The sequence below is a fragment of the Pseudomonas multiresinivorans genome (genome assembly GCF_012971725.1).
Classification (GTDB): Bacteria; Pseudomonadota; Gammaproteobacteria; order Pseudomonadales; family Pseudomonadaceae; genus Pseudomonas; species Pseudomonas multiresinivorans.
Genome location: NZ_CP048833.1, coordinates 5,938,362 through 5,964,665, shown reverse-complemented (window position 1 = coordinate 5,964,665; position 26,304 = coordinate 5,938,362). Strand labels below are relative to the sequence as shown.

Annotated in this window: 27 protein-coding genes; 14 read left to right on the top strand and 13 right to left on the bottom strand. The window is 65.2% G+C overall.

The genetic code is table 11. The features are described from left to right. Positions 1 to 6 precede the first annotated feature (6 nt). Both gatA and gatC read right to left on the bottom strand, forming a co-directional pair. Positions 7 to 1,461: an Asp-tRNA(Asn)/Glu-tRNA(Gln) amidotransferase subunit GatA gene (gene gatA / locus G4G71_RS27245; protein ID WP_169941715.1), complete on the bottom strand. Its 1,455-nt coding sequence runs from the start codon at positions 1,459 to 1,461 to the stop codon at positions 7 to 9. Positions 1,462 to 1,480: 19 nt separating this feature from the next. Beyond that, a complete protein-coding gene (gatC, locus tag G4G71_RS27240) occupies positions 1,481 to 1,768 on the bottom strand; it encodes an Asp-tRNA(Asn)/Glu-tRNA(Gln) amidotransferase subunit GatC (RefSeq protein ID WP_169941713.1) in 288 nt (95 codons plus the stop codon). 238 nt (positions 1,769 to 2,006) lie between these two features. Here gatC and mreB point away from each other — a divergent pair, with 238 nt between their 5' ends. The 8 genes from mreB (at position 2,007) to tldD (ending at position 13,159) form a co-directional block, all read left to right on the top strand. Continuing rightward, positions 2,007 to 3,044, top strand: a complete 1,038-nt coding sequence (mreB, locus tag G4G71_RS27235; RefSeq protein ID WP_017518164.1) for a rod shape-determining protein MreB — start codon at positions 2,007 to 2,009, stop codon at positions 3,042 to 3,044. A gap of 132 nt (positions 3,045 to 3,176) precedes the next feature. Continuing rightward, positions 3,177 to 4,196: a rod shape-determining protein MreC gene (gene mreC / locus G4G71_RS27230; protein WP_240964847.1), complete on the top strand. Its 1,020-nt coding sequence runs from the start codon at positions 3,177 to 3,179 to the stop codon at positions 4,194 to 4,196. Continuing rightward, the gene (mreD, locus tag G4G71_RS27225) at positions 4,196 to 4,684 is read left to right on the top strand and encodes a rod shape-determining protein MreD (protein WP_024766558.1); all 489 of its coding nucleotides are present in this window, start codon (positions 4,196 to 4,198) and stop codon (positions 4,682 to 4,684) included. Before mreC ends, mreD begins: the two co-directional genes overlap by 1 nt. 60 nt (positions 4,685 to 4,744) lie before the next feature. Next, a complete protein-coding gene (locus G4G71_RS27220; RefSeq protein WP_169941710.1) occupies positions 4,745 to 5,329 on the top strand; it encodes a Maf family protein in 585 nt (194 codons plus the stop codon). Between the two features lie 47 nt (positions 5,330 to 5,376). Next, entirely contained in the window at positions 5,377 to 6,834 is a 1,458-nt protein-coding gene (rng, locus tag G4G71_RS27215) for a ribonuclease G (RefSeq protein ID WP_045209573.1), read from the top strand. Between the two features lie 158 nt (positions 6,835 to 6,992). Then, the gene (locus G4G71_RS27210) at positions 6,993 to 10,811 is read left to right on the top strand and encodes a YhdP family protein (RefSeq protein WP_169941708.1); all 3,819 of its coding nucleotides are present in this window, start codon (positions 6,993 to 6,995) and stop codon (positions 10,809 to 10,811) included. 54 nt (positions 10,812 to 10,865) lie between these two features. Further along, positions 10,866 to 11,714: a carbon-nitrogen hydrolase family protein gene (locus G4G71_RS27205; RefSeq protein WP_169941706.1), complete on the top strand. Its 849-nt coding sequence runs from the start codon at positions 10,866 to 10,868 to the stop codon at positions 11,712 to 11,714. 2 nt (positions 11,715 to 11,716) lie between these two features. Continuing rightward, entirely contained in the window at positions 11,717 to 13,159 is a 1,443-nt protein-coding gene (tldD, locus tag G4G71_RS27200; protein ID WP_169941704.1) for a metalloprotease TldD, read from the top strand. A gap of 40 nt (positions 13,160 to 13,199) precedes the next feature. On the opposite strand, the gene yjgA is transcribed toward tldD, so the two are convergent. Continuing rightward, complete coding sequence (yjgA, locus tag G4G71_RS27195; protein WP_024766553.1) at positions 13,200 to 13,724, bottom strand: ribosome biogenesis factor YjgA; 525 nt, start codon at positions 13,722 to 13,724, stop codon at positions 13,200 to 13,202. A 116-nt stretch (positions 13,725 to 13,840) separates the two neighbouring features. Here yjgA and pmbA point away from each other — a divergent pair, with 116 nt between their 5' ends. The 6 genes from pmbA (at position 13,841) to G4G71_RS27165 (ending at position 19,145) form a co-directional block, all read left to right on the top strand. Next, positions 13,841 to 15,190 carry a metalloprotease PmbA gene (gene pmbA / locus G4G71_RS27190; RefSeq protein ID WP_169941702.1) on the top strand — a complete coding sequence of 450 codons (1,350 nt, stop codon included), beginning with the start codon at positions 13,841 to 13,843 and terminating at the stop codon, positions 15,188 to 15,190. Positions 15,191 to 15,338: 148 nt separating this feature from the next. Next, a complete protein-coding gene (locus G4G71_RS27185; RefSeq protein ID WP_169941700.1) occupies positions 15,339 to 15,722 on the top strand; it encodes a FagA protein in 384 nt (127 codons plus the stop codon). Then, positions 15,715 to 17,091: a class II fumarate hydratase FumC gene (fumC, locus tag G4G71_RS27180; RefSeq protein ID WP_169941698.1), complete on the top strand. Its 1,377-nt coding sequence runs from the start codon at positions 15,715 to 15,717 to the stop codon at positions 17,089 to 17,091. Before G4G71_RS27185 ends, fumC begins: the two co-directional genes overlap by 8 nt. A gap of 29 nt (positions 17,092 to 17,120) precedes the next feature. Continuing rightward, on the top strand, positions 17,121 to 17,570 hold the full coding sequence (locus G4G71_RS27175) for a hypothetical protein (RefSeq protein WP_169941696.1): 450 nt from the start codon (positions 17,121 to 17,123) through the stop codon (positions 17,568 to 17,570). Positions 17,571 to 17,602: 32 nt separating this feature from the next. Continuing rightward, entirely contained in the window at positions 17,603 to 18,229 is a 627-nt protein-coding gene (locus G4G71_RS27170; protein ID WP_169941694.1) for a superoxide dismutase, read from the top strand. A 22-nt stretch (positions 18,230 to 18,251) separates the two neighbouring features. After that, a complete protein-coding gene (locus G4G71_RS27165) occupies positions 18,252 to 19,145 on the top strand; it encodes a ZIP family metal transporter (RefSeq protein WP_420826032.1) in 894 nt (297 codons plus the stop codon). A 16-nt stretch (positions 19,146 to 19,161) separates the two neighbouring features. Here G4G71_RS27165 and G4G71_RS27160 read toward each other — a convergent pair whose 3' ends face one another. The 10 genes from G4G71_RS27160 to G4G71_RS27115 all read right to left on the bottom strand — a co-directional run bounded on the left by G4G71_RS27160 (position 19,162) and on the right by G4G71_RS27115 (position 26,278). Further along, on the bottom strand, positions 19,162 to 19,434 hold the full coding sequence (locus G4G71_RS27160) for an HPr family phosphocarrier protein (RefSeq protein WP_024766547.1): 273 nt from the start codon (positions 19,432 to 19,434) through the stop codon (positions 19,162 to 19,164). 34 nt (positions 19,435 to 19,468) lie between these two features. Continuing rightward, positions 19,469 to 20,326, bottom strand: coding sequence for an RNase adapter RapZ (gene rapZ / locus G4G71_RS27155; RefSeq protein ID WP_169941690.1), 858 nt, complete (start codon positions 20,324 to 20,326; stop codon positions 19,469 to 19,471). A 2-nt stretch (positions 20,327 to 20,328) separates the two neighbouring features. Then, complete coding sequence (ptsN, locus tag G4G71_RS27150; RefSeq protein WP_037009823.1) at positions 20,329 to 20,796, bottom strand: PTS IIA-like nitrogen regulatory protein PtsN; 468 nt, start codon at positions 20,794 to 20,796, stop codon at positions 20,329 to 20,331. Between the two features lie 9 nt (positions 20,797 to 20,805). Then, entirely contained in the window at positions 20,806 to 21,114 is a 309-nt protein-coding gene (gene hpf / locus G4G71_RS27145) for a ribosome hibernation-promoting factor, HPF/YfiA family (protein ID WP_017518151.1), read from the bottom strand. A 78-nt stretch (positions 21,115 to 21,192) separates the two neighbouring features. Continuing rightward, complete coding sequence (locus tag G4G71_RS27140; protein ID WP_169941688.1) at positions 21,193 to 22,695, bottom strand: RNA polymerase factor sigma-54; 1,503 nt, start codon at positions 22,693 to 22,695, stop codon at positions 21,193 to 21,195. Positions 22,696 to 22,949: 254 nt separating this feature from the next. After that, entirely contained in the window at positions 22,950 to 23,675 is a 726-nt protein-coding gene (gene lptB, locus G4G71_RS27135) for an LPS export ABC transporter ATP-binding protein (protein WP_037009811.1), read from the bottom strand. Next, a complete protein-coding gene (gene lptA, locus G4G71_RS27130; RefSeq protein WP_169941686.1) occupies positions 23,675 to 24,211 on the bottom strand; it encodes a lipopolysaccharide transport periplasmic protein LptA in 537 nt (178 codons plus the stop codon). Before lptA ends, lptB begins: the two co-directional genes overlap by 1 nt. Next, the gene (lptC, locus tag G4G71_RS27125) at positions 24,198 to 24,770 is read right to left on the bottom strand and encodes an LPS export ABC transporter periplasmic protein LptC (RefSeq protein ID WP_169941684.1); all 573 of its coding nucleotides are present in this window, start codon (positions 24,768 to 24,770) and stop codon (positions 24,198 to 24,200) included. Before lptC ends, lptA begins: the two co-directional genes overlap by 14 nt. An 8-nt stretch (positions 24,771 to 24,778) precedes the next feature. Then, positions 24,779 to 25,303, bottom strand: coding sequence for a KdsC family phosphatase (locus G4G71_RS27120; RefSeq protein WP_169941682.1), 525 nt, complete (start codon positions 25,301 to 25,303; stop codon positions 24,779 to 24,781). Beyond that, a complete protein-coding gene (locus G4G71_RS27115; protein ID WP_169941680.1) occupies positions 25,304 to 26,278 on the bottom strand; it encodes a KpsF/GutQ family sugar-phosphate isomerase in 975 nt (324 codons plus the stop codon). Between the last annotated feature and the right edge of the window lie 26 nt (positions 26,279 to 26,304).

The following is a 26,304-nucleotide window of genomic DNA, read 5'->3' as shown; positions in this document are numbered from 1 at the left end:
TCGTCCTCAGAATCCAGCCGGTGCTTGTTTGTGCCAGTCGGTCGCCAGTTGGTACTGGTGCGCGACGTTGAGCAGGCGGCCTTCCTGGAAGTACGGCGCGAGCAGCTGGACACCCACCGGCAGGCCGTCGACGAAGCCGGCGGGCATGGACAGGCCCGGAATGCCGGCGAGGTTGGCGGTGATGGTGTAGATGTCTTCCAGGTACTGGGCGACCGGGTCGTTGTTCTTCTCGCCCAGTTTCCAGGCCGGGTTCGGCGTGGTCGGGCCGAGGATGACGTCGACTTCGGCGAAGGCGCTGGTGAAATCGTTCTTGATCAGGCGGCGAATTTTCTGAGCTTTCAGGTAATACGCGTCGTAGTAACCAGCGGAAAGCGCGTAGGTGCCGACCATGATGCGGTTCTTCACTTCAGCGCCGAAGCCTTCGGCGCGGGAGCGCTTGTACAGGTCCTGCAGGTCCTTCGGGTCTTCGCAGCGATAGCCGTAGCGAACACCGTCGAAGCGCGACAGGTTGGAGCTGGCTTCTGCGGGCGCGATCACATAATAGGCAGGGATCGCGTGCTGCATGTTCGGCAGGGAGATCTCCTTGACCACCGCGCCGAGCTGCTTGAGCTGCTCGACCACCTTCATCACCGCGTCGGCGATGCGGCTGTCCAGGCCGGCGCCGAAGTATTCCTTCGGCAGGCCGATGCGCAGGCCAGTCAGCGGCTTGGCCAAGGCGGCCAGGTAGTCGTCCACCGGCTGGTCGACGCAGGTGGAGTCCTTCGGATCGAAGCCGGCCATGGCGCCGAGCATCAGTGCGCAGTCCTCGGCGGTGCGGGCCAGCGGGCCGCCCTGATCGAGGCTCGAGGCGTAGGCGATCATGCCCCAGCGCGAGACACGGCCGTAGGTCGGCTTGATGCCGGTGAGGTTGGTCAGCGCGGCCGGCTGGCGAATCGAGCCGCCGGTGTCGGTGCCGGTGGCGGCCGGGATCAGGCGCGCGGCCACGGCGGCGGCCGAGCCGCCGGAGGAGCCGCCCGGTACGCGGGTGGTGTCCCAGGGGTTCTTCACCGCGCCGTAGTGGCTGGATTCGTTGGCCGAACCCATGGCGAACTCGTCCATGTTCAGCTTGCCCAGGCTCACGGTGCCGGCGTCGGCCAGGCGCTCGACGACGGTGGCGTCGTAGGGCGAGACGAAGGCGTCGAGGATCTTCGAACCGCAGCTGGTGCGTACGCCCTGGGTGCAGAACAGGTCCTTGTGGGCGATCGGTGCGCCGAGCAGGGCGCCGGTTTCACCTTTGGCGCGCCGCTCGTCGGCCGCCTTGGCCTGGGCCAGGGCGTTTTCCTCGGTGACGGTGATGAAACTGTTCAGCTGCGGGTCGAGCTGCTGGATGCGCGCGAGCAGGGCAGTGGCCAGTTCCTGGGCGGAGAATTGCTTGTCGGCGAGTCCGCGGGCGACTTCGGCGAGGGTCAATTGATGCAGCATATGTCCGTGTCCTTAGCGCTTACTCGATGACTTTCGGGACGAGGTAAAGACCGTCTTCCACGGCCGGCGCGATGGCCTGGTAGGCTTCGCGGCGGTTCTCCTCGGTGACTGCGTCGGCCCGCAGGCGCTGCGTGGCTTCCAGCGGGTGGGCCAGGGGCTCCACGCCGTCGGTGTCGACCGCCTGCATGGCGTCGATCAGGCCGAGAATGTTGTTCAGGGTGTCGGTGGTACGCGAAATGTCGGCTTTCTCCAGGCCCAGGCGGGCGAGGTGGGCGATCTTTTCCACGTCGGAGCGTTCAAGCGCCATCGGGATCTCCAGCTAGAGCGGCCCGGTTCGAACTGGACCTGGCCGGAAGGAATGAGGGGGCGGGGAACAGAACCCGCGGCAGACGGTCGAAGGCCGCTGGGAAGGGCCTGCAGGCCCGAAAAACGAGGAATCTAGCATAAATTGCCGCCTTGCCCAAAACCCCCGTCATTGTTAGAGTTTGCCGCACTTTTTTACCCGCGCACTTTTCACCCACGCGCCACCTATGGGTTTCTTTCCAATGTTCAAAAAATTGCGTGGCATGTTCTCCAGTGATCTGTCGATCGACCTGGGCACTGCCAATACCCTGATTTATGTGCGCGAGCGCGGCATCGTCCTGAACGAACCGTCCGTGGTCGCCATCCGTAGCCACGGCAGCCAGAAAAGCGTGGTCGCCGTCGGCACCGAAGCCAAACGCATGCTGGGCCGTACGCCAGGCAACATTGCCGCCATTCGTCCGATGAAGGACGGCGTGATCGCCGACTTCAGCGTTTGCGAAAAAATGCTTCAGTACTTCATCAACAAGGTTCACGAGAACAGCTTCCTGCAGCCCAGCCCGCGAGTGTTGATCTGCGTGCCGTGCAAGTCCACCCAGGTGGAACGCCGCGCGATTCGTGAATCGGCCCTGGGCGCTGGTGCCCGTGAGGTCTACCTGATCGAAGAACCGATGGCCGCGGCCATCGGTGCCGGCCTGCCGGTGGAGGAGGCCCGTGGTTCCATGGTCGTCGATATCGGCGGCGGCACCACCGAGATCGCCCTGATCTCCCTCAACGGCGTGGTCTACGCCGAATCCGTCCGCGTCGGTGGCGACCGCTTCGACGAAGCCATCGTCACCTACGTGCGCCGCAACTACGGCAGCCTGATCGGCGAATCCACCGCCGAGCGCATCAAGCAGGAAATCGGCACCGCCTTCCCGGGCGGCGAAGTCCGCGAAGTCGACGTCCGTGGCCGTAACCTGGCCGAAGGCGTACCGCGCAGCTTCACCCTGAACTCCAACGAAGTGCTCGAAGCGCTGCAGGAATCCCTGGCGACCATCGTCCAGGCGGTCAAGAGCGCGCTGGAGCAGTCCCCGCCGGAGCTGGCTTCGGACATCGCCGAGCGCGGCCTGGTGCTGACCGGCGGTGGCGCACTGCTGCGCGACCTGGACAAGCTGCTGGCCCAGGAAACCGGCCTGCCGGTGATCGTCGCCGAGGACCCGCTGACCTGCGTGGCTCGTGGCGGCGGCAAGGCGCTGGAAATGATGGACCGTCATTCGATGGACCTGCTTTCCACCGAATAAGGTAGGAAAGCTCTGTAAAGGTCGGTTAACGTTTCGCCCACGCTGGTGAATCCTCAACCGACCTTGCACAGCTAGGAGCCGGTCATCAAACCGATATTCTCCAAAGGGCCCTCGCTGGGCGCGCGCCTGCTGGTGCTCGCCGTCCTGTCGGTCGCCTTGATGGTGGTCGATGCCCGCTTTGATTACCTGAAACCGGTACGCAGCCAGATGGGCCTCGTGCTGAGTCCCTTCTATGGCATCGCCGATATCCCGGTTCGAGCCTGGGAAGGCGTGCGCGACCAGTTCACCAGCCGCAGCGAACTGCTGGCCGAGAACGAGCGCCTGAAGGCCGAGCAGCTGCTGATGCAGCGCCGCCTGCAGAAGTTGGCCACCCTCACCGAACAGAACGTGCGTCTGCGCGAGTTGCTCAACTCCTCCGCGCTGGTCGACGACAAGGTGCTGGTGGGCGAGCTGATCGGCGTCGACCCGAACCCCTTCACCCAGCGCATCCTGATCGACAAGGGCGAGAAGGACGGCGTGTTCCAGGGCCAGCCGGTGCTCGATGCCAGCGGCCTGATGGGCCAGGTGGTCGAGGTGATGCCCTACACCGCGCGCGTCCTGCTGCTGACCGATACCACCCACAGCATTCCGGTGCAGGTGAACCGCAATGGCCTGCGCGCCATCGCCGTGGGCACCGGCAACCCGGAACGTCTGGAGCTGCGCTACGTCGCCGATACCGCCGACATCAAGGAAGGCGACCTGCTGGTGAGTTCCGGCCTGGGGCAGCGCTTCCCGGCCGGTTATCCGGTGGCCGTGGTGAAAGAAGTGCTTCATGACACAGGTGGGCCTTTCGCCACCATCCGTGCCGTGCCGACCGCCAAGATGAACCGCAGCCGCTATGTGCTGCTGGTCTTCAGCGACAGCCGCACGCCCGAACAGCGCGCCACCGATGCCGCCGAGGCCCAGGCCGAAGCCGATCGCAAGGCTGCCGAGTCCGGCGCGCCGGCCCAGCCGGCACCCGGCGCTCCGGCCGCCCAGCCACATGACGGTGCGCCGCCCGCCGCCCCGGCGGCTCCCGCCGCGCAGCCTGCCCATCCGACCGGTGCCAATGGCGCAGCTCCCGCCGCGCCTGGCGCGCCGGCGTCGCATCCCGATGCAAGGGCCCGGCACTGATGGCGGGTCAGGGCTCGAACAATGGCTGGGCCATCTGGCTCACCCTGCTCCTGGCGCTGTTGCTGTCGGTGGCGCCCATGCCCAGCTTCATGGAGATCGGCCGCCCGCTGTGGCTGGCGATGTTCCTCACCTACTGGGTGCTCTACCTGCCGCACAAGGTCGGCATGCTGACCGCCTGGGTGCTGGGCGTTGCCGAAGACGTGCTCTACGGCAGCCTGCTGGGGCAGAACGCCCTGATCCTGAGCCTGATCATCTGTCTGGTGCTGTCGCTGCACCAGCGCCTGCGCATGTTCCCCATCTGGCAGCAGTGCCTGGTGTTGCTGGTGGTCTTCGGTCTCGCCCAACTGGTCCAGCTGTGGATCAGCGCCCTGACCGGCAATCGCCCGCCGACCCTGGTGTTCCTGCTGCCGGCGCTGGTCAGCGCCTTGCTCTGGCCCTGGGTCTATACATTGCTGCGGGCCCTGCGGTTGCGCCTGAACATCAACTGATCGCCCCCTTGCGGGGGAATCGCCGGGCCGGCGTTGAGCGGGCCCGCTTCGGAGTCCCTGATGGCCCAGCTGTACCTCGCCTCCAGTTCGCCGCGCCGCCGCGAGCTGCTCACCCAGATTGGCTTGCCATTCCACATAGTGCCTGCGTCGATTGACGAAACACCCGAACCCGGCGAGTCGGCGCATGCCTATGTCGAGCGCCTGGCGCGCAGCAAGGCCCTGGCCGGGCTTAACTTCCTCGCCCAGCGCGCCGATGTCTGCGTGCTGGGTGCCGATACGGCCGTGGTGCTGGATGGTCGCATCCTCGGCAAGCCGCTGGACCGCGACGACGCCCTGACGACGCTTCAGGCGCTGTCCGGCCGCGAGCATGAGGTGCTGACTGCCGTGGCGGTGGCCGATCGCGACCGCTGCGAAGCGCGCGTGGTCAGCAGTCGCGTGACCTTCCGCGAGATTTCCGCCGAGGAGGCCGAGCGCTACTGGGAAACCGGTGAGCCGCAGGACAAGGCGGGTGGCTATGCTATCCAGGGGCTCGCGGCAGTCTTCGTCAGCCGCGTCGAGGGCAGCTACAGCGCCGTGGTCGGCCTGCCCCTGTGTGAAACTGCGGCATTGCTGGCTGACTTCTCCATCCCTAGCTGGCAGTCTTGATCACGAAGTAGCGCTGGCACGACTCCGGGCGCGATAAGGAAGGGCGCATGAGCGAAGAGATCCTGATCAATATCACGCCGATGGAATCGCGCGTGGCGGTGGTGGAGAACGGCGTCCTGCAGGAGGTCCATGTCGAGCGCACGCTGCGCCGCGGGATCGTCGGCAACATCTACAAGGGCAAGGTCGTGCGCGTGCTCCCCGGCATGCAGGCGGCCTTTGTCGACGTCGGCCTGGAGCGCGCGGCCTTCATCCATGCCGCGGAGATATCCACCCGCGAGGGCAGTGCGGTGGAGAGCATCGGTGCGCTGGTCCACGAAGGGCAGAGCCTGGTGGTGCAGGTCACCAAGGACCCCATCGGCACCAAGGGCGCACGGCTGACCACGCACCTGTCGATCCCTTCGCGCTACCTGGTCTACATGCCGCGCACCAGTCATGTCGGGATTTCCCTGAAGATCGAGGACGAACACGAGCGCGAGCGCCTAAAGCAGGTGGTCGCCAAGTGCGTCGAGGCCGAGGGCATCGTCGAGCGCGGTGGGTTCATCCTGCGCACCGCCGCCGAAGGCGCCGGCGAGGACGAGATCCTCGCCGATATCCGCTACCTGCGCCGCCTCTGGGACCAGATCGACGCGCAGATCCAGACCGTCGGCGCGCCGACGATGATCTACGAAGACCTTTCCCTGGCCCTGCGCACCCTGCGCGACCTGGTGAACCCGCGCATCGAGAAGATCCGCGTCGATTCCCGGGAGAACTTCCAGAAGATCACGCAGTTCGTCGAAGAGCTGATGCCGGAAATCGCCGACCGCCTGGAGCACTACCCAGGCGAGCGGCCGATCTTCGACCTCTACGGGGTCGAGGACGAGGTGCAGAAGGCGCTGGAGCGCAAGGTGCTGCTCAAGTCCGGCGGCTACCTGATCATCGACCCGACCGAGGCGATGACCACCATCGATGTGAACACCGGCGCCTTCGTCGGCCACCGCAACCTCGAAGAGACCATCTTCAAGACCAACCTCGAGGCGGCGACCGCCATCGCCCGCCAGCTGCGCCTGCGCAACCTGGGCGGGATCATCATCATCGATTTCATCGACATGGAAGACGAAGAGCACCGCCGCCAGGTCCTGCGGACCCTGGAGAAGCAGCTCGAACGCGACCATGCCAAGACCAACATCATCGGCATCACCGAGCTGGGCCTGGTGCAGATGACCCGCAAGCGCACCCGCGAAAGCCTGGTGCAGGTGCTCTGCGAGCCCTGCCCGAGCTGTCAGGGGCGTGGCATGCTGAAGACCGCCGAGACCATCTGTTACGAGATCTTCCGGGAAATCCTCCGTGAAGCGCGGGCCTACCAGGCCAATTCCTACCTGGTGCTGGCGAACCAGAAAGTGGTGGATCGCCTGCTCGACGAGGAGTCGGGCAACGTCGCGGACCTGGAGCTGTTCATCGGCCGCCCGATCAAGTTCCAGGTCGAGGCCATGTATTCCCAGGAGCAGTACGACGTGGTCCTGCTTTGAGCAGCGGCTCGCACATCGTCGAGATCCGGCGGCCGGCAGCTTTGCCATGGGGTTTTTTGGAGCTTTGCCTGACGCAGACTGTCAGACCTGGTTCGACCTTGGATGGCTGGGAGGCCGCTCGATGACCCTTCGCTTCACCTCACAGGCAGCCGCCTGACATGGATCGCGCCGGCCGCCTGTTCGCCACCTCGCTGCGCATCGTCCTGGGCCTCCTGGCGCTGGGGCTGGTGCTGCTCGCGTTGTACGTCAGCCTTGGCCGGCAGTTGGTGCCCCTGGTGGCGGAGTACCGCGACGATCTGGCGCGCAAAGCCAGCGAACAACTGGGGCTGCCGGTGGCTATCGGCGCCCTGGAAGGGCATTGGCGCGGGTTCAGCCCGATCATCGTGGTGCGTGATATCCAGCTGGGCGAAGGCACCGATTCGCTGCGCCTGGAGCGCGTGCGCCTGACCCCGGACATCCTCGGCAGCGTGATGGCGCGCCAGCCGCGCATCGACAGCCTGGAGCTGGAAGGCCTGCACCTGACCCTGCGCGAGGACGAGGACGGCAACTGGCACGCCGACGGCCTGCCCAGCCGTGGCGGCGACACCGACCCGCGCAAGCTCATGGACCTGCTGCTGACCCCGCATCGCCTGTCGCTGATGGACAGTCAACTGACCGTACTGCCGCAACAGGCCAACCCGCTGTCGTTGAACTATGTCGGCATGACCCTGCGCAGCGGCAGCCGCCAGCGCCTGGAGGCACGCTTCAGCCTGCCCGGCGGCGAACCGGTGGCGGCGCGGCTGGAGGCCCGGCTGAACCGCGATGACTGGGCGAAGAGTTCGGCACAGCTGTACCTGAGCCTGCCCCAGGCCGACTGGGCCAAGTGGCTGCCCGAGCGTCTCACCGGTGCCTGGAAGCTGTCCCACGCCAAGGCTGGCGGCGAATTCTGGGCGACCATCGACAAGGGCGTGCCGGTCTCCGCCGCAGCCCGCCTGAATGCCCCGAAGATCGACGCCGCGCTGGGCGACCGCAAGCCGGTGAGCCTGAGCGACCTGGGCGTCAGCCTGTTTTTCCAGCGCAACGGCGACGATTTCGATCTGCGTGTCGCCGATCTGGCGGCGAATTTCGGCGAAAGTCGTTGGGGCGAGGTGGAGTTGGAGCTGACTCGCCGGATGAAGGGCGAGGAGCATTGGCAATTGCGCGCCGACCGCCTCGACCTGACCCCGCTGGGGCCGACCATCACTGCATTGGCACCGCTGCCGGACAAGGCCATCGAGTGGCTCGAGGGCCTGAAACCGCGCGGCGTGTTGCACAACGTCAATTTCGATTACTGGCCGCAGCGCGAGGGCGTCGAACGCGTCGCCTATGCCACCAACCTGGAGAAGGTCGGTGTCAGTGCCTTCCATGATGTGCCTGCCGTGGCCAACGTCGACGGCACCTTCCGCGGCAACCTGGGTGGCGGCACGCTGGATGCCAACGCCCAGGATTTCATGCTGCACCTGGCCACGCTGTTCCCCCAGCCCTGGCACTACCGCACTGCGCGCACGCGGATGTTCTTCCAGCTCAACGACGAGGCCTTCACGCTCGGCAGCCACCTGATGCAGGTGGAGGGCGACGAGGGAACCATCGCCGGCGACATCCTGATTCGCCTGATGCGCGATCCGGAGCAGGAAGACTACATGGACCTGCGCGTGGGCATGAGCAACGGCGATGCGCGCTACACCGGTAAATACCTGCCCACCGTCATCCCGCAGATGAGCAAGGATCTGGCTGCCTGGCTCAAGGGCTCGATCAAGAGCGGGCGTATCGAACAGGGCTATTTCCTCTGGCAAGGCTCGCTGCAGAAGGGCTCGGCGCCGGAAGCCCATGCCATGACCCTGTACTTCAAGGTCCATGACGGTGTGCTCGACTACCAGCCGGGCTGGCCCGGCCTGAGCAAGGCCGAGGGCGAGGTGCGCGTAGAGGACACCGGAGTCAGCATCAGTGCAACCAGCGGGCAGATTCTCAACAGCCAGGTGCGCGATGTCTCGGTGGAGATTCCCCATTCCAATCCGGGGGAAGTCGCCCACCTGCATGTGGACGGCGATATCGACAGCAACCTCGTCGATGGCCTGAAGATCCTCCAGGACTCGCCCATCGGTGCGACGCACACCTTCGCCGGCTGGGAAGGCAAGGGCGACCTCAACGGCCACCTCAATCTCGACATTCCCCTGGCCAAGGGCGAGGCGAGCAAGGCGCGGGTGATCGTCGATTTCGACACCGACAAGGCACAGCTGAAGATCGCCAAGCCCGAGCTGAACCTCGAACAGGTGAAGGGCAAGTTCCGCTACGACACCGACAGCGGCCTGAGCGGGCAGAACATCTCCGCTCAGGTGCTCGGTAGCCGTATCACCGGCAGCATTCGCGCCGAAGGCCGCAATGGTGCTCCGCGCACACGGGTGCTGGTGGGTGGCCAGGTGTCGGTGAAGACCCTGCTCGACTGGGGCAAGGTACAGAAACAGTTGCCGGTCGACGGCCGCGTGCCGTTCCAGCTCAACCTGCTGCTCGACGGCAAGGACAGCCAGCTGCAGGTCGCCTCGAACCTGCAGGGTGTCACCATCGACCTGCCGGCGCCGCTGGGCAAGGCCGCGCAGGAAACCCGCGAGAGCGAATGGCGCATGACCCTCGAGGGCGCCGAACGACGCTACTGGGCAACCTACGGCGATCGCGCCAGCCTGGCCTACGCGGCTCCGGCGGACCAGCCGCTGGCCGGCCGTGGCGTGTTGCGCCTGGGTGGCGACCCGGCCGTGCTGCCCAACTGGAATGGTGTACAGGTGCGCGGCAAGATCGACGAAGTCGACGCCGACGCCTGGATGGCGGTCGCGAAGAAATACTCCAATACCGGGGTTGAGGGCGCCGCAGGCCTGTTGCGCGGCGCAGACCTGCAGATCGGTCGCTTCAAGGGTTTCGGCCAGACCCTGGAAAATCTCACGCTGGATGTGGCACGTGTCGACAGCAGTTGGCAGGTTGGACTGGTCAGCTCGCTGGTCTCCGGCAAGGTCACCCTGCCCGACAGCAAGGTGAAGCCGATCCAGATCGCCCTGGACCGCCTCGACCTGCCCAAAGGCGAGGCCATCGATTCCGCGAAGGCGGTCGAGCAGCCCGACCCGCTGGCGAAGGTCGACCCGCGCAGCCTGCCGCCGATGGACGTGAGCATCCGCCAGGTCCTCAAGGCCGGCAAGCCGGTCGGTGCCTGGAGCTTCAACCTGCGCCCGACGCCTACCGGTGTTGGCTTCAACAATGTGAATCTGGACCTGCGCGGCCTGTCGGTGAAGGGCAACCTGCGCTGGGATGGTCTTGAGGCGAGCGCGCGCAGCACCTTCCAGGGCAAGCTCGAGGGCAAGAACCTGGGCGACGTGCTGAAGGCCTGGGACTTCGCGCCCAGCGTGACCAGCGAGCGTTTCAGCGTGGACATCAACGGCAACTGGCCGGGTTCGCCGGCGGCGCTGAACCTGCGGCGGTTCGGCGGAACTCTGGACGCCAGCCTGCGCAAGGGCCAGTTCGTCGAAGTGGAGGGCGGCGCCAATGCCCTGCGGGTGTTCGGCCTGCTCAACTTCAACGCCATCAACCGCCGCTTGCGCCTGGACTTCTCCGACCTGCTGGGCAAGGGCCTGAGCTACGACCGGGTCAAGGGTGTGCTCACCGCCACCGATGGCGTCTACTTCACCCGCGAGCCGCTGCGTCTGGATGGTCCGTCGAGCAACCTGGAACTCAACGGCACCCTGGACATGGCCCACGACGAGATCGACGCCAAGCTGCTGGTGACGCTGCCGGTGACCAACAACCTGCCGTTGGCGGCACTGATCGTCGGCGCTCCCGCTATTGGCGGCGCGCTGTTCGTGGTGGACAAGTTGCTGGGTGACAAGGTCGCACGCTTCGCCAGCGTGCAGTACAGCGTGAAGGGGCCGTGGCAGAGTCCGACCATCGCCTTCGAGAAGCCCTTCGAAAAACCTCACTGAGCAGACTGTCCGGGCATCGGTTAGCATGAAACCCAGGCCTTACCGGAGCTAGCCATGTCCATCGCCGTCATCCAGATGGTCAGCCAGGACGATGTCCTGGCCAATCTTGCCGCCGCCCGTCGCCTGCTCGAACAGGCCGCCGAGGGTGGTGCGCGCCTTGCCGTACTACCGGAAAACTTCGCCGCCATGGGGCGCCGAGACCTCGCGGACATCGGCCGTGCCGAAGCCCTTGGCGAAGGCCCGATCCTGCCCTGGTTGAAAAGCACCGCCCGCGACCTCAGGTTGTGGATAGTCGCCGGCACCCTGCCGTTGCCGCCGGAGAACCAGCCGGAAGCCAAGGCCAATGCCTGCTCACTGCTGGTGGACGAGCGCGGTGAAGTGGCGGCGCGCTACGACAAGCTGCACCTTTTCGATGTGGATGTTGCTGATGCCCGTGGCCGCTATCGCGAGTCGGATGACTACGCCTTCGGCCAGCGCGTGGTGGTGGCGGATACGCCGGTCGGGCGGTTGGGGCTGACGGTCTGCTACGACCTGCGCTTCCCCGAGCTTTACACCGCGCTGCGCGAAGCCGGCGCGGAGCTTATCAGTGCCCCCTCGGCATTCACCGCGGTGACTGGCGCAGCGCACTGGGAAATCCTCATCCGCGCCCGCGCCATCGAAACCCAGTGCTATGTACTGGCGGCTGGACAGGGCGGGACCCACCCCAAAGGGCGGGAAACCTGGGGCCAGTCGGCCATCGTCGACCCCTGGGGGCGTATCCTGGCTGAACAGGCCAAGGGCGAGGCCGTGCTGCTGGCCGAGCGCGACAGCGAGGAACAGGCGGCGGTGCGGCAGCGCATGCCGATTGTCCGGCACAGAAGATTTTTCCCGCCGGTCGAACCACGACCGGCGCGTACGGAGTGAATATGAGCGAACTGTTGTCATCCGTCAGCCAGCACCTGCTGGTCCCCGGTGGTCTGGATATCGACCAGTTGTCGCCGATCCTGCACGAGCTGAGCGGCCCCGGCATCGACGCCGCCGACCTGTACTTCCAGAGCCAGGTCTCCGAGTCCTGGATGCTGGAAGACGGCATCGTCAAGGAAGGCAGCTTCCACATGGACCAGGGCGTCGGTGTGCGCGCACAGTCCGGTGAGAAGACCGGCTTCGCCTACAGCAATGCAATCAACCACGAGGCGCTGATCCAGGCTGCCCGCGCTGCACGCTCGATCTCCCGAGCCGGGCAGAATGGCAAGGTACAGGCGTTCAAGGCCGTGGTGCCGACCCGCCTGTATGCCGGCGAGAACCCGCTGGATGTGATGAGCCGCGCCGAGAAGGTAGAGCTGCTGCAGAAGATCGACGCGGCCACCCGCGCCCTCGATCCGCGCATCCAGCAGGTCACCGTCAGCCTCGCCGGTGTCTGGGACCAAGTGTTGATCGCTGCGGCGGATGGCTCGCTGGCTGCGGACATCCGCCCGCTGGTGCGTTTCAACGTCAGCGTCATCGTCGAGCAGAACGGCCGCCGCGAGCGCGGCGGTCATGGCGGCGGCGGTCGCACGGATTACAAGTACTTCCTGCAGGAAGACCGCGCCATGAGCTACGCCCGCGAGGCGCTGCGCCAGGCGCTGGTCAACCTCGAAGCCGTTCCCGCGCCGGCTGGCAGCCTGCCGGTGGTGATGGGAGCCGGTTGGTCCGGCGTGCTGCTGCACGAGGCCGTGGGCCACGGCCTGGAAGGCGACTTCAACCGCAAGGGCAGCTCGAACTACAGCGGTCGCATCGGCGAGAAGGTCGCTTCCAGCCTGTGCACCATCGTCGACGACGGCACCATCGCCGGTCGCCGCGGTTCGCTGTCGGTGGACGACGAAGGTACGCCGACCAACTGCAACGTGCTGATCGAGAACGGCATCCTCAAGGGCTACATGCAGGACAAGCTCAACGCCCGCCTGATGGGCGTGGCGCGCACCGGCAACGGTCGTCGCGAGTCCTACGCGCACCTGCCGATGCCGCGCATGACCAACACCTACATGCTGGCCGGGCAGAGCGATCCGCAGGAAATCATCGCCAGCGTCGAGCGTGGCATCTACTGCGCCAACCTTGGCGGCGGCCAGGTGGACATCACCAGCGGCAAGTTCGTCTTTGCCACCAGCGAGGCCTACCTGATCGAGAACGGCAAGATCACCCGCCCGGTGAAGGGCGCGACGCTGATCGGCAACGGCCCGGAAGTAATGAGCCGGGTGTCCATGGTGGGCAACGACCTGGCACTGGACAGCGGCGTGGGCACCTGTGGCAAGGACGGTCAGTCCGTGCCGGTCGGTGTCGGCCAGCCGACCCTGAAGATCGACGCGATCACCGTTGGCGGCACGGGCGCCTGAGGCCGTTGCCCGTGAGGCTTGGAGAGAGGGACGCGGCTGCTCAGCGCAGGCCGCGTTTGAGCTCGTCCAGCTCGCGGATGTACTTGAAGATCTTCCGCGCCGCGGCCGGAGGCTTGTTGTGAGCGGCCTCGTGCTGGGCGTGGCGGATCAGCTGGAGCAGGTGCTGGCGGTCGCTTTCCGGGTATTCGCCGAAGAAGGCGGACAACGCTGCGTCACCGCCGGTGATCAGGTGGTCGCGCCAGCGCTCCAGGGCGTGGAAGCGTTCGTTGTACTGGCGGGTCGAGGTATCTACCTGTTCCAGCAGGGCGAGGATGGCCTCGACGTCCTGGTCGCGCATCAGCTTGCCGATGAATTGCCGATGGCGTTTCTTGGCGGCGTTGGCCTTGTGCTTGGGTGCTTCTTCCAGCGCGCGGCGCAGCGGGTCGGTGAGCGGCATGCGGTCGAGCATGTCGGCCTTGAGCGTCGTCAGGCGCTCGCCGAGTTCCTGCAGCGCGTGCATTTCGCGTTTTACTTGCGACTTGCTCTTCTCATCGAAGGACGAGTCGTCATCGTGAATTTCAGCCATGGCGGGGGTCTCTTTGAAAACGCCGCCATGATAACGAGTCAGGGGCCGCTTGTCCGGCCCGCGCCGGTTGCCGCCGCCTGATGGCGGGGCCGGAACATGAACAGGAGAGGCATGCAATGAGCGAACACAACCCGGCAGTGAGCCCGGAGGTCCTTCCCGAACTGCGCGAGCAGGTCGAGCGGATCATTGCCGAGGCTTCCCGGCAGGGCGCCAGCGCCTGCGAAGTGGCGGTGTCGGTGGAGCAGGGGCTGTCGACCTCGGTGCGCCAGGGCGAAGTCGAGACCGTCGAGTTCAACCGCGATCAGGGCTTCGGCATCACCCTTTACGTCGGGCAGCGCAAGGGCTCGGCGAGTACCTCGGCGACTGGTGCGGACGCCATTCGCGAAACCGTGGCGGCAGCGTTGGCGATTGCCAAGCACGCCTCCGAAGACGACTGCGCCGGCCTGGCGGACCCTGCGCTGATGGCGCGGGACCTGCCGGACCTGGATCTCTACCACGGCTGGTCGATCACCCCCGACCAGGCCATCGAGCGCGCGCTGGCCTGCGAGGCTGCCGCGTTCGCCACCGACAAGCGCGTCACCAAGGCCGACGGCACCACGCTGAACACTCATCAGGGCTGCCGCGTCTACGGCAACAGCCATGGCTTTGTCGGCGCCTATGCCAGCACCCGCCACAGCCTGAGTTGCGTGATGATCGCCGAAGGCGAAGGACAGATGCAGCGCGACTACTGGTATGACGTGAACCGCCGCGGTGAGCTGCTGGCGACTCCCGAATCCATCGGCCGCCGTGCCGCCGAGCGGGCAGCCAGCCGGCTCGGCGCGCGCCCGGTGCCGACCGCTGAAGTGCCGGTGCTGTTTGCCCCGGAAGTCGCGGTCGGCCTGTTCGGCCACTTCCTCGGTGCCATCTCCGGCGGAAGTCTGTACCGCAAGTCGTCCTTCCTCGAAGGCGCGCTCGGTCAGCGACTGTTCCCGGAATGGCTGACCCTCGACGAACGCCCGCTGCTGCGTGGCGCGCTGGGCAGTGCCTCGTTCGACAACGACGGCCTGGCGACCTATGCCAAACCCTTCGTCGAAGGCGGCGAGCTGGTCTCCTATGTGCTGGGCACCTACTCCGGGCGCAAGCTGGGAATGCCCAGCACGGCCAACTCCGGCGGCGTACACAACCTCTTCGTCACCCATGGCGACGAGGACCAGGCCGCTCTGATTCGCCGCATGGGCCGTGGCCTGCTGGTCACCGAACTGATGGGGCAGGGCGTCAACCTGGTAACCGGCGATTACTCCCGCGGCGCCGGCGGCTACTGGGTGGAAAACGGCGAAATCCAGTTCCCGGTGCAGGAAGTCACCATCGCCGCCAACCTGCGCGACCTGTTCCGCAGCATCGTCGCCATCGGCAACGATGTGGAGTACCGCGGCAACCTGCACACAGGTTCCGTACTCATCGAAAAGATGATGGTCGCCGGTAGCTGATCCATCCGCCGCGGCCACTCGGGCCGCGGCTTTCAGCCCTTCTCGAAGCCCTTCTCCAGACAGGCCGTCCAGCGCATCGCGTTCGGGCGGCTTGTTTTTTTGATCCATGCAAACAATAATCAATCTCATTACCGATTGAGAGATTGCCATGTTTGCTCAGATCGACAGCTCGATCACCGATCGCTGGTACCGCCTGGGGACGCGCATCCGCTGCGCCCTGGAGCCGGATGAGCCGCGTCTGGTCGAGCAGTACCTGTGCGAAGCGCGTTACCTGGCGGCCTGGGAGCCGGTGCCGGCTTGGCGCCTGTTCGAGAAGTGCTTCCAGTTGCTGCTCGACAGCAGTCGCGACATCGCATTGCCCTGGCACTGGCGGGTGCTCTGCCTGGATCACGCCTATCTCCCTCTACGCGAACTGCAACGCCTGGCGACCTCTACCGCCCAGCGCCAACGCCTGTGCCTGCTCGGCCAGCGGATGGCGCAGCAGGAGATGGCGCCTTCCCTGAGACTGCAAGAAGGAATCGAGAATGACTGACAGCCGTATCGAACGCGACAGCATGGGCGAACTGGAGGTGCCGGTAGCGGCGCTCTACGGTGCCCAGACGCAGCGGGCGGTGAACAACTTCCCGGTGAGCGGCCAGCGCATGCCGCGTCCGTTCATCCGCGCGCTGCTGCTGGCCAAGGCCGCCGCGGCACGCGCCAATGTCAGCCTGGAACAGCTGGACGCGGAAACCGGCGCCGCCATCGTCGCTGCCTGTGAGGAGTTGTTGGCGGGCGACCTGCAGCAACACTTCCCGGTGGATGTGTTCCAGACCGGCTCGGGTACCAGCTCGAACATGAACGCCAACGAGGTGGTTTCGACCCTCGCCGGCCGCCGCCTGGGCAAGCCGGTCAACGCCAATGACCAGGTCAATTGCGGGCAGAGCAGCAACGACATCATCCCTTCGACCATCCACATCAGTGCGGCGGTAGAGATTCACCAGCACCTGTTGCCGGCCCTGGATCACCTGCACGCGACCCTGGAGAAGAAGGCCAAGTCCGTGCACCCGTACGTGAAGACCGGCCGCACTCATCTGATGGATGCCATGCCGGTGCGCCTGAGCCAGGTGCTTGGCGGTTGGGCGCAACAGGTGCGCCAGGCATCGCTGGGCATCGAGGGGCAACTGCCGGCGTTGCAGCAACTGGCTCAGGGCGGCACTGCCGTCGGTACCGGCGTGAATGCTCACCCGCAATTCTCCGCGCGCTTCTGCGAAGAGCTCAACGGGCTGACCGGCCTGGCATTCCGCCCCGGTGACGACTTCTTCGCGTTGATCGGCGCCCAGGATATTGCCGTGGCCACCTCCGGCCAGCTCAAGGCGCTGGCGGTGGCGCTGATGAAGATCGCCAATGACCTGCGCTGGATGAACTCCGGCCCGCTGGCCGGCCTTGCCGAGATCGAACTGGAGGCGCTGCAGCCGGGTTCCTCGATCATGCCGGGCAAGGTCAACCCGGTGATCCCGGAAGCCACTGCCATGGTTGCCGCCCAGGTCATGGGCAACGACACCACCATCGCCATTGCCGGGCAGTCGGGCAACTTCGAGCTCAACGTGATGCTGCCGGTGATCGCCGACAACCTGCTGCACAGCATCCACCTGCTGGCCAACGTCAGCCGTCTGCTGGCGGACAAGGCCATCGCCAGCTTCAAGGTCAACGAGGCGAGCCTGCGCGAGGCGCTGTCGCGCAATCCGATCCTGGTCACCGCGCTGAACCCGATCATCGGCTACCAGAAGGCCGCGGAGATCGCCAAGCAGGCTTACCGCGAGGGCCGGCCGATCATCGATGTCGCGCTTGAAAACACTGACCTGGACCGCGCCCGCCTTGAGCAACTGCTCAATCCCGAGAAGCTCACCGCCGGCGGACTCTGAGTCCGCCCCACCCGCTGGAGGAACCTGGCATGCGCCATTGGCAACGCACCATCGAATTGGGTAACCGCTGCTTCATTCGCAACGAGTTGATCGATGCCCGTGAGCACTACCTCCATGCGCTGGCGCTGGCCCAGGTCCTGCTGGACCGCTGGCACGACCCGGAGGAAGCCGTGATGGCGTTTGTCATCTCCCACCACAACCTCGGCGACCTGCACCTGCAACTGGGCCAGCCCGAGGAAACCGCCGAGTACCTGTGCGCCTGCCACGAGCGCCTGCTGGTGCTGGGCGAAGACCTGCGCAAATGCTTGGATCTGCGCGCGGCCGCGGTGCAGCACAGCCGCCGCACCTACGTCGAACTGCTCAACTTCATCGGCGAGCACGGTACCTATCCGCGCACCCAGCGCCTGCTGCGCCGTCAAGGCGCGGTCGAGTTGCGCCCGGGGCTGTTCACCGCCGTTCAATCGATGCGTTATCACTGAGTCGATGCGCTACCACCGAAGAAGGTTCGAAGATGCCTCACGTCCTGCCCGCCTTGCCCTATGCCTACGATGCCCTGGAACCGCACATCGATGCGCAGACCATGGAAATCCACCACAGCAAGCACCACCAGACCTACATCAACAACCTGAACGCCACGCTGGAAGGCACGGAGTTCGCCGAGATTCCGGTGGAAACGTTGCTGCAGAAACTCGACCGCCTGCCCGAGGCACTGCGCGGGCCAGTGATCAACAACGGCGGAGGCCACGCCAACCACTCGTTGTTCTGGACCGTGATGGCGCCGGATGGTGGTGGTTATCCGCAGGAGGAACTGGGCCGGGCCATCGACGCACAACTGGGCGGCTACGAGGCCTTCTGCCAGGCGTTCACCAAGGCCGCGCTGACTCGCTTTGGCAGCGGCTGGGCGTGGCTGAGCGTCGATCCGCAGGGCAGGCTGGTGGTCGGAAGCACTGGCAATCAGGACAGCCCGCTGATGCAGGACAACTTGCCGATCCTCGGGCTGGACGTCTGGGAGCACGCTTACTACCTGCGCTATCAGAATCGCCGACCGGAATACATTGCCGCGTTTTACAACGTCGTCGCCTGGCCGGAGGTACTCCGACGTTACCGCGAGGCGCGGCAGGCGCGGGGACAAGGATGAAACCGAAGGCCGTCCCATGCGTCTGATCGTGCAGAGCCTGCGTGAAAGCGGAGGACGCAATTTGCGTTGGTTGCTGGGACTGATCATTGTCCTCGGCGGCGGTCTGCTGGTAGTCCAGCACCTGATGCTGTTGGCGCGATTGTCGCTGTCTGCGCCGATGTACCTGGCCTTGCATGGCGGCATGCTCTGCGCGCTCGGCACCGCCCTGGGCGCGCTGCCCGTGCTGCTGGTGCGCAGCATGCCGGCGCGAATCGCTGACGCCATGCTCGGCTTCGGCGCCGGCGTGATGCTGGCGGCCACCGCATTCTCGCTACTGCTTCCCGCGCTGGAGGCGGCTGAAGCCTCGGGCCGGGCCACCTGGCTGGCCTCGGTGCTGGTGAGCCTCGGCCTGGCGCTGGGGGCCTTCGGTCTCGCGGTGTTCGGCCGAGTACTCGAGGACGCGCAGGCCAATATCCAGGGCGTCGCTGATGGAAAGGTGCCCGCGCGCATCCTGCTGTTCGTTGCTGCCATCGTCTTGCACAACATTCCCGAAGGAATGGCCGTCGGAGTCGCCGCCGGGGGAGAAGTGCAAGGCGCCAGCGGTCTTGCGCTGGGCATCGCGCTGCAGGACGTGCCAGAAGGGTTGGCGATTGCGCTGGTGCTGGCCGGGGCGGGCGTGTCACGCGGCAAGGCGGCATTGGCGGGCGCGGCGTCCGGGCTGGTCGAGCCGCTGTTCGCGGTACTCTGCGCCTGGTTGATCGGCATCTCGCGGATGTTCCTGCCCTGGGGGCTGGCCGCGGCAGCGGGAGCGATGCTCTACGTGGTGGTGCGCGAGATCATCCCCGAATCACAGCGGCGCGGCCATGCGGCGCAGGCCACCCAGGGGCTGATCATCGGCTTCTGTCTGATGATGGTGCTGGATACGTCGCTGGGCTGATCGAAGGCCCGGCGCGTCACTCGCCTTCGTCGAAGTAGTTGTTGATCAGTTCGACCAGCGCCTTGAGCGCCTCGTCTTCCTGCTCGCCTTCGGCAGCGAGGTGCAGATTGGTGCCCTTGCCGGCAGCGAGCATCATCACCGCCATGATGCTCTTGCCGTCTACCGTACTTTCCGGATTGCGCCCTACGCGAACCTGGCAGGGATAACGTCCCGCCACGCCGACGAATTTGGCCGCCGCACGGGCGTGCAGGCCAAGCTTGTTGATGATGGTGATTTCGAGGGCGGGCATCGCGAGGGGCTGTCCTTTTGTTGTCTGTCGCTGCTTAGCTCAGGTCGCGGTGGCGAATCTGTACGTTGGTGAGGGTTTCCTTGAGGGCCTGACCGATGCGCTCGGCAATATAGGTCGAGCGATGCTGGCCACCGGTGCAGCCGATGGCGATGGTCACATAGGCCCGGTTGCTCGCGGCAAAGCGCGGCAGCCACTTGTTCAGGTAGGCGAGGATGTCCTGGTACATCTCCTCGACATCCGGTTGTGCCGCCAGGTATTCCTGAACTTCTACTTCCAGCCCGGTGTGCTCGCGCAGCTCCGGTTTCCAGTAGGGATTGGGCAGGCAGCGCACGTCGAACACCAGGTCCGCGTCCACCGGCATGCCGCGCTTGAAGCCGAAGGATTCGACCAGGAAGGCGGTGCCCAGTTCGGGCTTGTTCAGCAGGCGCAGCTTGAGTACGTCGCGCAGCTGGTACAGGTTGAGATTGGTGGTGTTGAGCTTGAGATCCGCCAGGTCGGCGATCGGTGCCAGCAGGTGTGTCTCGTCGGCGATGGCTTCGGCCAGCGAGCGGCTGTCGGTGGTCAGCGGATGGCGCCGGCGGGTCTCGGAGAAGCGCTTGAGCAGCGTTTCATCATCGGCATCGAGGTACAGCACGTCGCACTGGATGTGCTTGTCGCGAGCTTCCTGCAGCAGCTCGGGGAAACGCTGCAGCTGGCTGGGCAGATTGCGCGCGTCGATGGAGACGGCGACCTGCGGGTGCAGCAGCTCGGTGTGCAGCAGCGCGCGCTGGGCCAGGTCCGGGAGGAGGCTGGCCGGCAGGTTGTCGATGCAGTAGAAGCCGTTGTCCTCGAGTACGTTGAGCGCGGTGCTCTTGCCCGAGCCGGACCTCCCACTGATGATGATCAGGCGCATGATCAGTGCCCGTTGTTCTGGAAGTCCACGACGATCCGGTACAGGTCCTCGCCGTTGGCGGCGTGACGCAGGCGGTCGCGGACGTCGGAGCGGTCGAGCATGGAGGCAATCTGCCGCAGCAGTTCCAGGTGCTCCTCGGTGGCGGCTTCGGGCACCAGCAGCACGAACACCAGATCGACCGGCGCGCCGTCGAGGGCGTCGAAATCTACCGGGTGATCCAGGTGCAGGATGGCGCTGATCGGTGACTGGCAGCCGGGGAGGCGGCAGTGCGGAATGGCGATGCCATTGCCGAAGCCGGTGGAACCCAGGCGTTCCCGGGCCACCAGGCTGTCGAAGATGTCTTGGGAATCGAAACCCGGCAGCTCGCGAGCCACCAGGTTGGCGATTTGTTCGAGGACACGTTTCTTGCTGCCGCCCGGCACGTTCACGAGGGAACGGCCGGGGGTCAGGATTTGCTCAAGTCGGATCATAGGGAGGGGTTAACGGACGCCAACACCTTGCTGGCGTTCGAGGTATTTTTCCTTGTGCTTGATCAGTTGGCGGTCGAGCTTGTCGGTGAGCAGGTCGATGGCCGCGTACATGTCTTCATGTTCCGCACAGGCCACCACTTCGCCCCCGGCGATGTGGAGGGTGGCTTCAATTTTCTGCTTCAGCTTCTCGACCTCCATGATGACCTGAACATTGGTGATCTTGTCGAAGTGGCGCTCCAGTCGGCCAAGTTTCTCGCCGACATAGTCGCGCAGGGCGTCGGTCACATCCAGTTGATGTCCACTGATGTTGACTTGCATACCGCTTTCTCCTTGTTGCCCGTGTGTAAGTGGCAGGTTATGGGGCCTGCCGCCGGAACACCTTGGCGTGGATCAACGTCACACCAGCCGCTTGCGCTCGCTCGAGGGAGAGATTCCTAGGGACTCCCGGTACTTGGCGACGGTACGACGTGCCACTTGAATGCCCTGTGCTTCCAGTAAACCAGCGATCTTGCTGTCACTCAATGGCTTTTTCGGACTTTCCGCCGCGACCAGTTTCTTGATGATCGCGCGGATCGCGGTGGACGAGCACTCGCCGCCCTCGGAGGTGCTGACGTGGCTGGAGAAGAAATACTTCAGCTCGAAGATGCCACGCGGCGTGTGCATGAACTTCTGCGTGGTGACGCGTGAGATGGTCGATTCGTGCATGCCCACCGCTTCGGCGATGTCATGCAGGACCAGCGGTTTCATCGCCTCTTCGCCGTACTCGAGGAAGCCGCGCTGGTGCTCGACAATCTGGGTCGCCACCTTCATCAGGGTCTCGTTGCGGCTCTGCAGGCTCTTGATGAACCAGCGTGCTTCCTGCAACTGGTTGCGCATGAAGGTGTTGTCGGCGCTGGAGTCGGCGCGGCGCACCAGGCCCGCATACTGCGAGTTCACGCGCAGGCGCGGTACCGCTTCCTGGTTCAGCTCCACCAGCCAGCGCTCGTTGTGCTTGCGCACGATGACATCCGGAACCACGTATTCGGCTTCGCCGGATTCGATCTGCGAACCGGGGCGCGGGTGCAGCGACTGGATCAGCTCGATGGTCTCGCGCAGCTCGTCTTCCTTGAGCTTCATGCGTCGCATCAGCTGGCTGTAGTCGCGGCTGCCGAGCAGGTCCAGGTGGTCGTTGACCAGGCGGATGGCCTCGGCCAGCAGGTAGGTCTTGGTGGGCAGCTGGCGCAATTGCAGGAGCAGGCACTCGCGCAGGTTGCGCGCGCCGACGCCGGCGGGTTCGAGCTGCTGCACACGGCGCAGGACGACTTCCACTTCGTCCATCTCCAGGCCCAGTTCAGGGTCGATGGAGGCGAGGATGTCCTCCAGGGATTCTTCGAGATAACCGTCGTCGTTGATGCCGTCGATGATGCTCAGGGCGACCAGGCGATCGGTGTCGGACATCGGCGCCAGGTTCAGTTGCCACAGCAGATGGCTCTGCAGGCTTTCGCCAGCGGAGGTGCGGGAAGTGAAGTCCCACTCGTCGTCATCGTTGCTGGGCAGGCTGCTGGCGCTGGTCTGGTAGATGTCTTCCCAGGCGGTGTCGACGGGCAACTCGTTGGGGATGCGCTCGGCCCACTGGTCCTCGTCGAGGCTGTCGGCGTTGGGCGTGGTGCTTTCCTGGAAGTTGTCCTGGGAGTTGTTGCTGGTGCCGTTGGCGCCCGATTCGGCGCCGTCGGCCATGGGATCGCTGTTGTCGTAGTCCTCGCCTTCTTCCTGGCGCTCCAGCATCGGGTTGGACTCCAGGGCTTCCTGGATTTCCTGTTGGAGGTCCAGCGTGGAGAGCTGGAGCAGTCGGATGGCCTGTTGCAGCTGCGGGGTCATCGTCAGCTGCTGGCCCATCTTGAGGACTAGCGATGGTTTCATGGCTGGAACTAGGCACCTTGTTCGCTGGCGCAAAGCGCGCCATATCCACGACTACGGACGCCGGGGCGCCGCGAGGAAGCAAATTATATGCCTGAGTTTGGACGCTTTGCCTAGGGGCTGTCGACCTTTCGTTACAACCCGGTTGCGCCGGGGTGGATGGGGCAGCCGAATACGTCGCGGAGCGGCCGACGAACCGGCCGCGCGAGGAGGGAGAGGCGGGGTGGCCGCGCCCAGGCAGGGCGCGGCGCAGGGCCTTAGAGGCGGAACTCGTGGCCCAGGTAGACTTCCTTCACCAGGTCGTTGGCGAGGATGCTCTCGGCGCTGCCTTCGGCGATCAACTGACCGTCGTTGACGATGTACGCCGTCTCGCAGATATCCAGGGTCTCGCGGACGTTGTGGTCGGTGATCAGCACACCGATGCCCTTGGCCTTGAGGTGATGGATGATCTGCTTGATGTCGCCCACGGAGATCGGGTCGACGCCGGCGAAGGGTTCATCCAGCAGGATGAACTTCGGCGAGCTGGCCAGGGCGCGGGCGATTTCCACGCGGCGACGCTCACCGCCGGAGAGGCTCATGCCGAGGTTGTCGCGGATGTGGTGGATGTGGAACTCCTCGAGCAGGCCCTCCAGGGCTTCCTGGCGGCCGGCACGATCGAGGTCGCTGCGGGTTTCGAGGATCGCACCGATGTTGTCCGCCACCGACAGCTTGCGGAAGATCGAGGCTTCCTGCGGCAGGTAGCCGATGCCGGCGCGCGCGCGGCCGTGCATGGGCAGGTGGGTGACGTCCTGCTCGTCGATGCGCACGACACCCTGATCGGCGCGAACCAGGCCGACGATCATGTAGAAGCAGGTGGTCTTGCCCGCTCCGTTGGGGCCGAGCAGGCCGACGATCTGCCCGCTCTCGATGCTCATGCTGACGTCGCGGACGACTTGCCGGCTCTTGTAGCTCTTGGCGAGGTGCTGGGCGGTTAGCGTAGCCATTACTGCGCTTGATCCTGCTTTTTCTTGGGCTGGATGACCATGTCGATACGCGGGCGCGGCGTGGTCACCTGGGAGCCGGTGGCGCGGCCTGCGTTGACGATCTGGCGCTGGGTGTCGTAGACGATCTTCTCGCCTTCGAAGGTGTTGCCTTCCTGGATCACCTTGGCCTGGTCGATCAGCACGACGCGGTTCTGGGTGACGAAGTACTGGATCGTCAGGCCGTAAGCCTGGGTGATCTGCTTGTCCGGCGCCGGCTTCTGTTCGAAGTAGGCGGGCTTGCCGACCGAGGTGACGACTTCGATGTCACCATTCTTGTTCTGCTTGAGCGTGACGGTGTTGCCAGTCAGCTTCATGCTGCCCTGGGTTACCACCACGTCGCCGCGATACACGGCTACGCCCTGCTTGTCATCCAGTTCGGCGCTGTCGGCCTGGACCCGGATCGGCTGTTCCCGGTCGGTGGGAAGAGCCCAGGCGGCAGTGCTGCCGATAGCGGCGGCGAGGCTGAAAAGAAGGGGGAGGGTGTTAACGAGCCTCATGCTGACCTCTTACGTTGGACAGCAGGAGCATCCGGCTGTCTTTCAGATACGCTTTCATGCCAACTGCCGTGGTGACACCGTTGGGTTCGGTGATCTTCACGGGCTGGTCAGTCTGCGCATAGTCCTTGTCTGGGAACACCGTCATGCGCGAGGTGTTGAGCAGGAGCGTGCGTTGCTGTGCGTCGGTGCGCGCAACACGCACGTCGTCGATCAGCTCGACCTGCTTGCCTTCGGGGGCCACTTCGGCGCGAACGCTCTGGACATGCCACGGCTGAGGTTCGTTCTCCCGGTGGAAGTAGAGGTCAGGCGTGGTGACCAGGGTCACGTCGGTTGCTTTCAGGTGTTCGAGTTTGTCGGCGGTCATCTCGTAGGCGAGGGAGCCGTCGATGCGGTACTGAACGCTCTTGGCGTTGACCACGTAGAAGTCGATGGCGTCGCTGGTCTGCGACTTGAGCTGCCGCTCGTTGAAGTCCAGGCGCACGTTCCAGTAATAGCCGAGGGCGATCAGCAGGATGGCGATCAGGGCGAACAACAGCTTCTGTTGGAATGTCTTGGGCATGTTCGGCTCTAGAGGTACGCGTTCTGGGCAGCTTCGAGGTTGCCCTGGGCGCGCAGGATCAGTTCGCAGAACTCGCGGGCGGCGCCTTCGCCGCCACGGGCCTGGGTTACGCCGTCGGCATGCTGGCGCACGAAGGCGTCGCCGCTGGCGACTGCCATGCCGAGGCCCGCGCGGCGGATGGCCGGCAGATCGGGCAGGTCGTCACCCAGGTACGCGACTTCTTCATAGCCTAGACCCAGTTCGGTGAGCAACTCGTCCAGGGCGACCAGCTTGTCCTCGCGGCCCTGGAACAGGTGGTTGATGCCCAGGTTCTTCGCCCGGCGCTCGACCACCGGGCTCGAACGGCCGGTGATGATCGCGGTGCGCACGCCGGAGTTCATCAGCATCTTGATGCCCTGACCGTCCAGGGTGTTGAAGGTCTTGAACTCGCCGCCGTCTGGCAGAAAGTAGAGCTTGCCGTCGGTGAGCACGCCGTCGACGTCGAACACCGCCAGGCGGACCGATTTCGCGCGTTGCAGCAGGTCGGCGGTCATTCAGATGACTCCCGCGCGGGTCAGGTCGTGGACGTGCAGTACGCCGACCGGGTGGTCCTTGTCGTCGACGACCACGAGCACGTTGATCTTGTGGTCGTCCATGATCTTCAGGGCCTCGGCGGCGAGCATGTCGGGGCGGGCGGTCTTGCCGTGCACGGTCATCACCTGGTCGATGGTCACCTGGCGCACGTCCAGGCCCTTGTCCAGGGTGCGACGCAGGTCGCCGTCGGTGAAGACCCCGGCGAGCTTGCCGTCTTCGCCAAGGATGACGGTCATGCCCAGGCCCTTGCGGGTCATTTCCAGCAATGCACCGCTCAGCGAAGTACCGGGGGAGACCTGCGGCAATGCTTCACCCATGTGCATGATGTTTTCCACTTTCAGCAACAATCGACGGCCCAGCGCACCGCCCGGATGCGAGAAGGCGAAGTCTTCGGCGGTGAAACCGCGTGCTTCGAGCAGGGCGATGGCGAGGGCATCGCCAATCACCAGGGAGACGGTGGTGGAAGAGGTCGGCGCCAGGTTCAGCGAGCAGGCTTCGTGCTCGACACTGGCATCCAGGTTGACCGCGGCGGCCTTGGCCAGCGGCGATTCGGCGTTGCCGGTCATGCTGATCAGGGTGATGCCCAGGCGCTTGATCAGCGGCAGCAGGGTGATGATTTCCGCGGTGGAGCCGGAGTTGGACAGGGCCAGGACAACGTCGTCCTTGGTGATCATGCCCATGTCGCCATGGCTGGCCTCGGCCGGGTGCACGAAGAACGACGGCGTGCCGGTGCTGGCGAGGGTGGCAGCGATCTTGCGTGCGATATGGCCGGACTTGCCCATGCCGACCACGACGACGCGGCCCTTGCAGCTCAGCAGTAGCTCGCAGGCCAGCGAAAAATCGGCGCCGATGCGCGGCAGCAGGGCGTCCACCGAGTCACGCTCGAGGCGGATAGTGCGTTGTGCCGACTGGATGAAATCGTGTTTCTGGCTCATGTTCGAAAGGCGCGGGGCAAAATGAA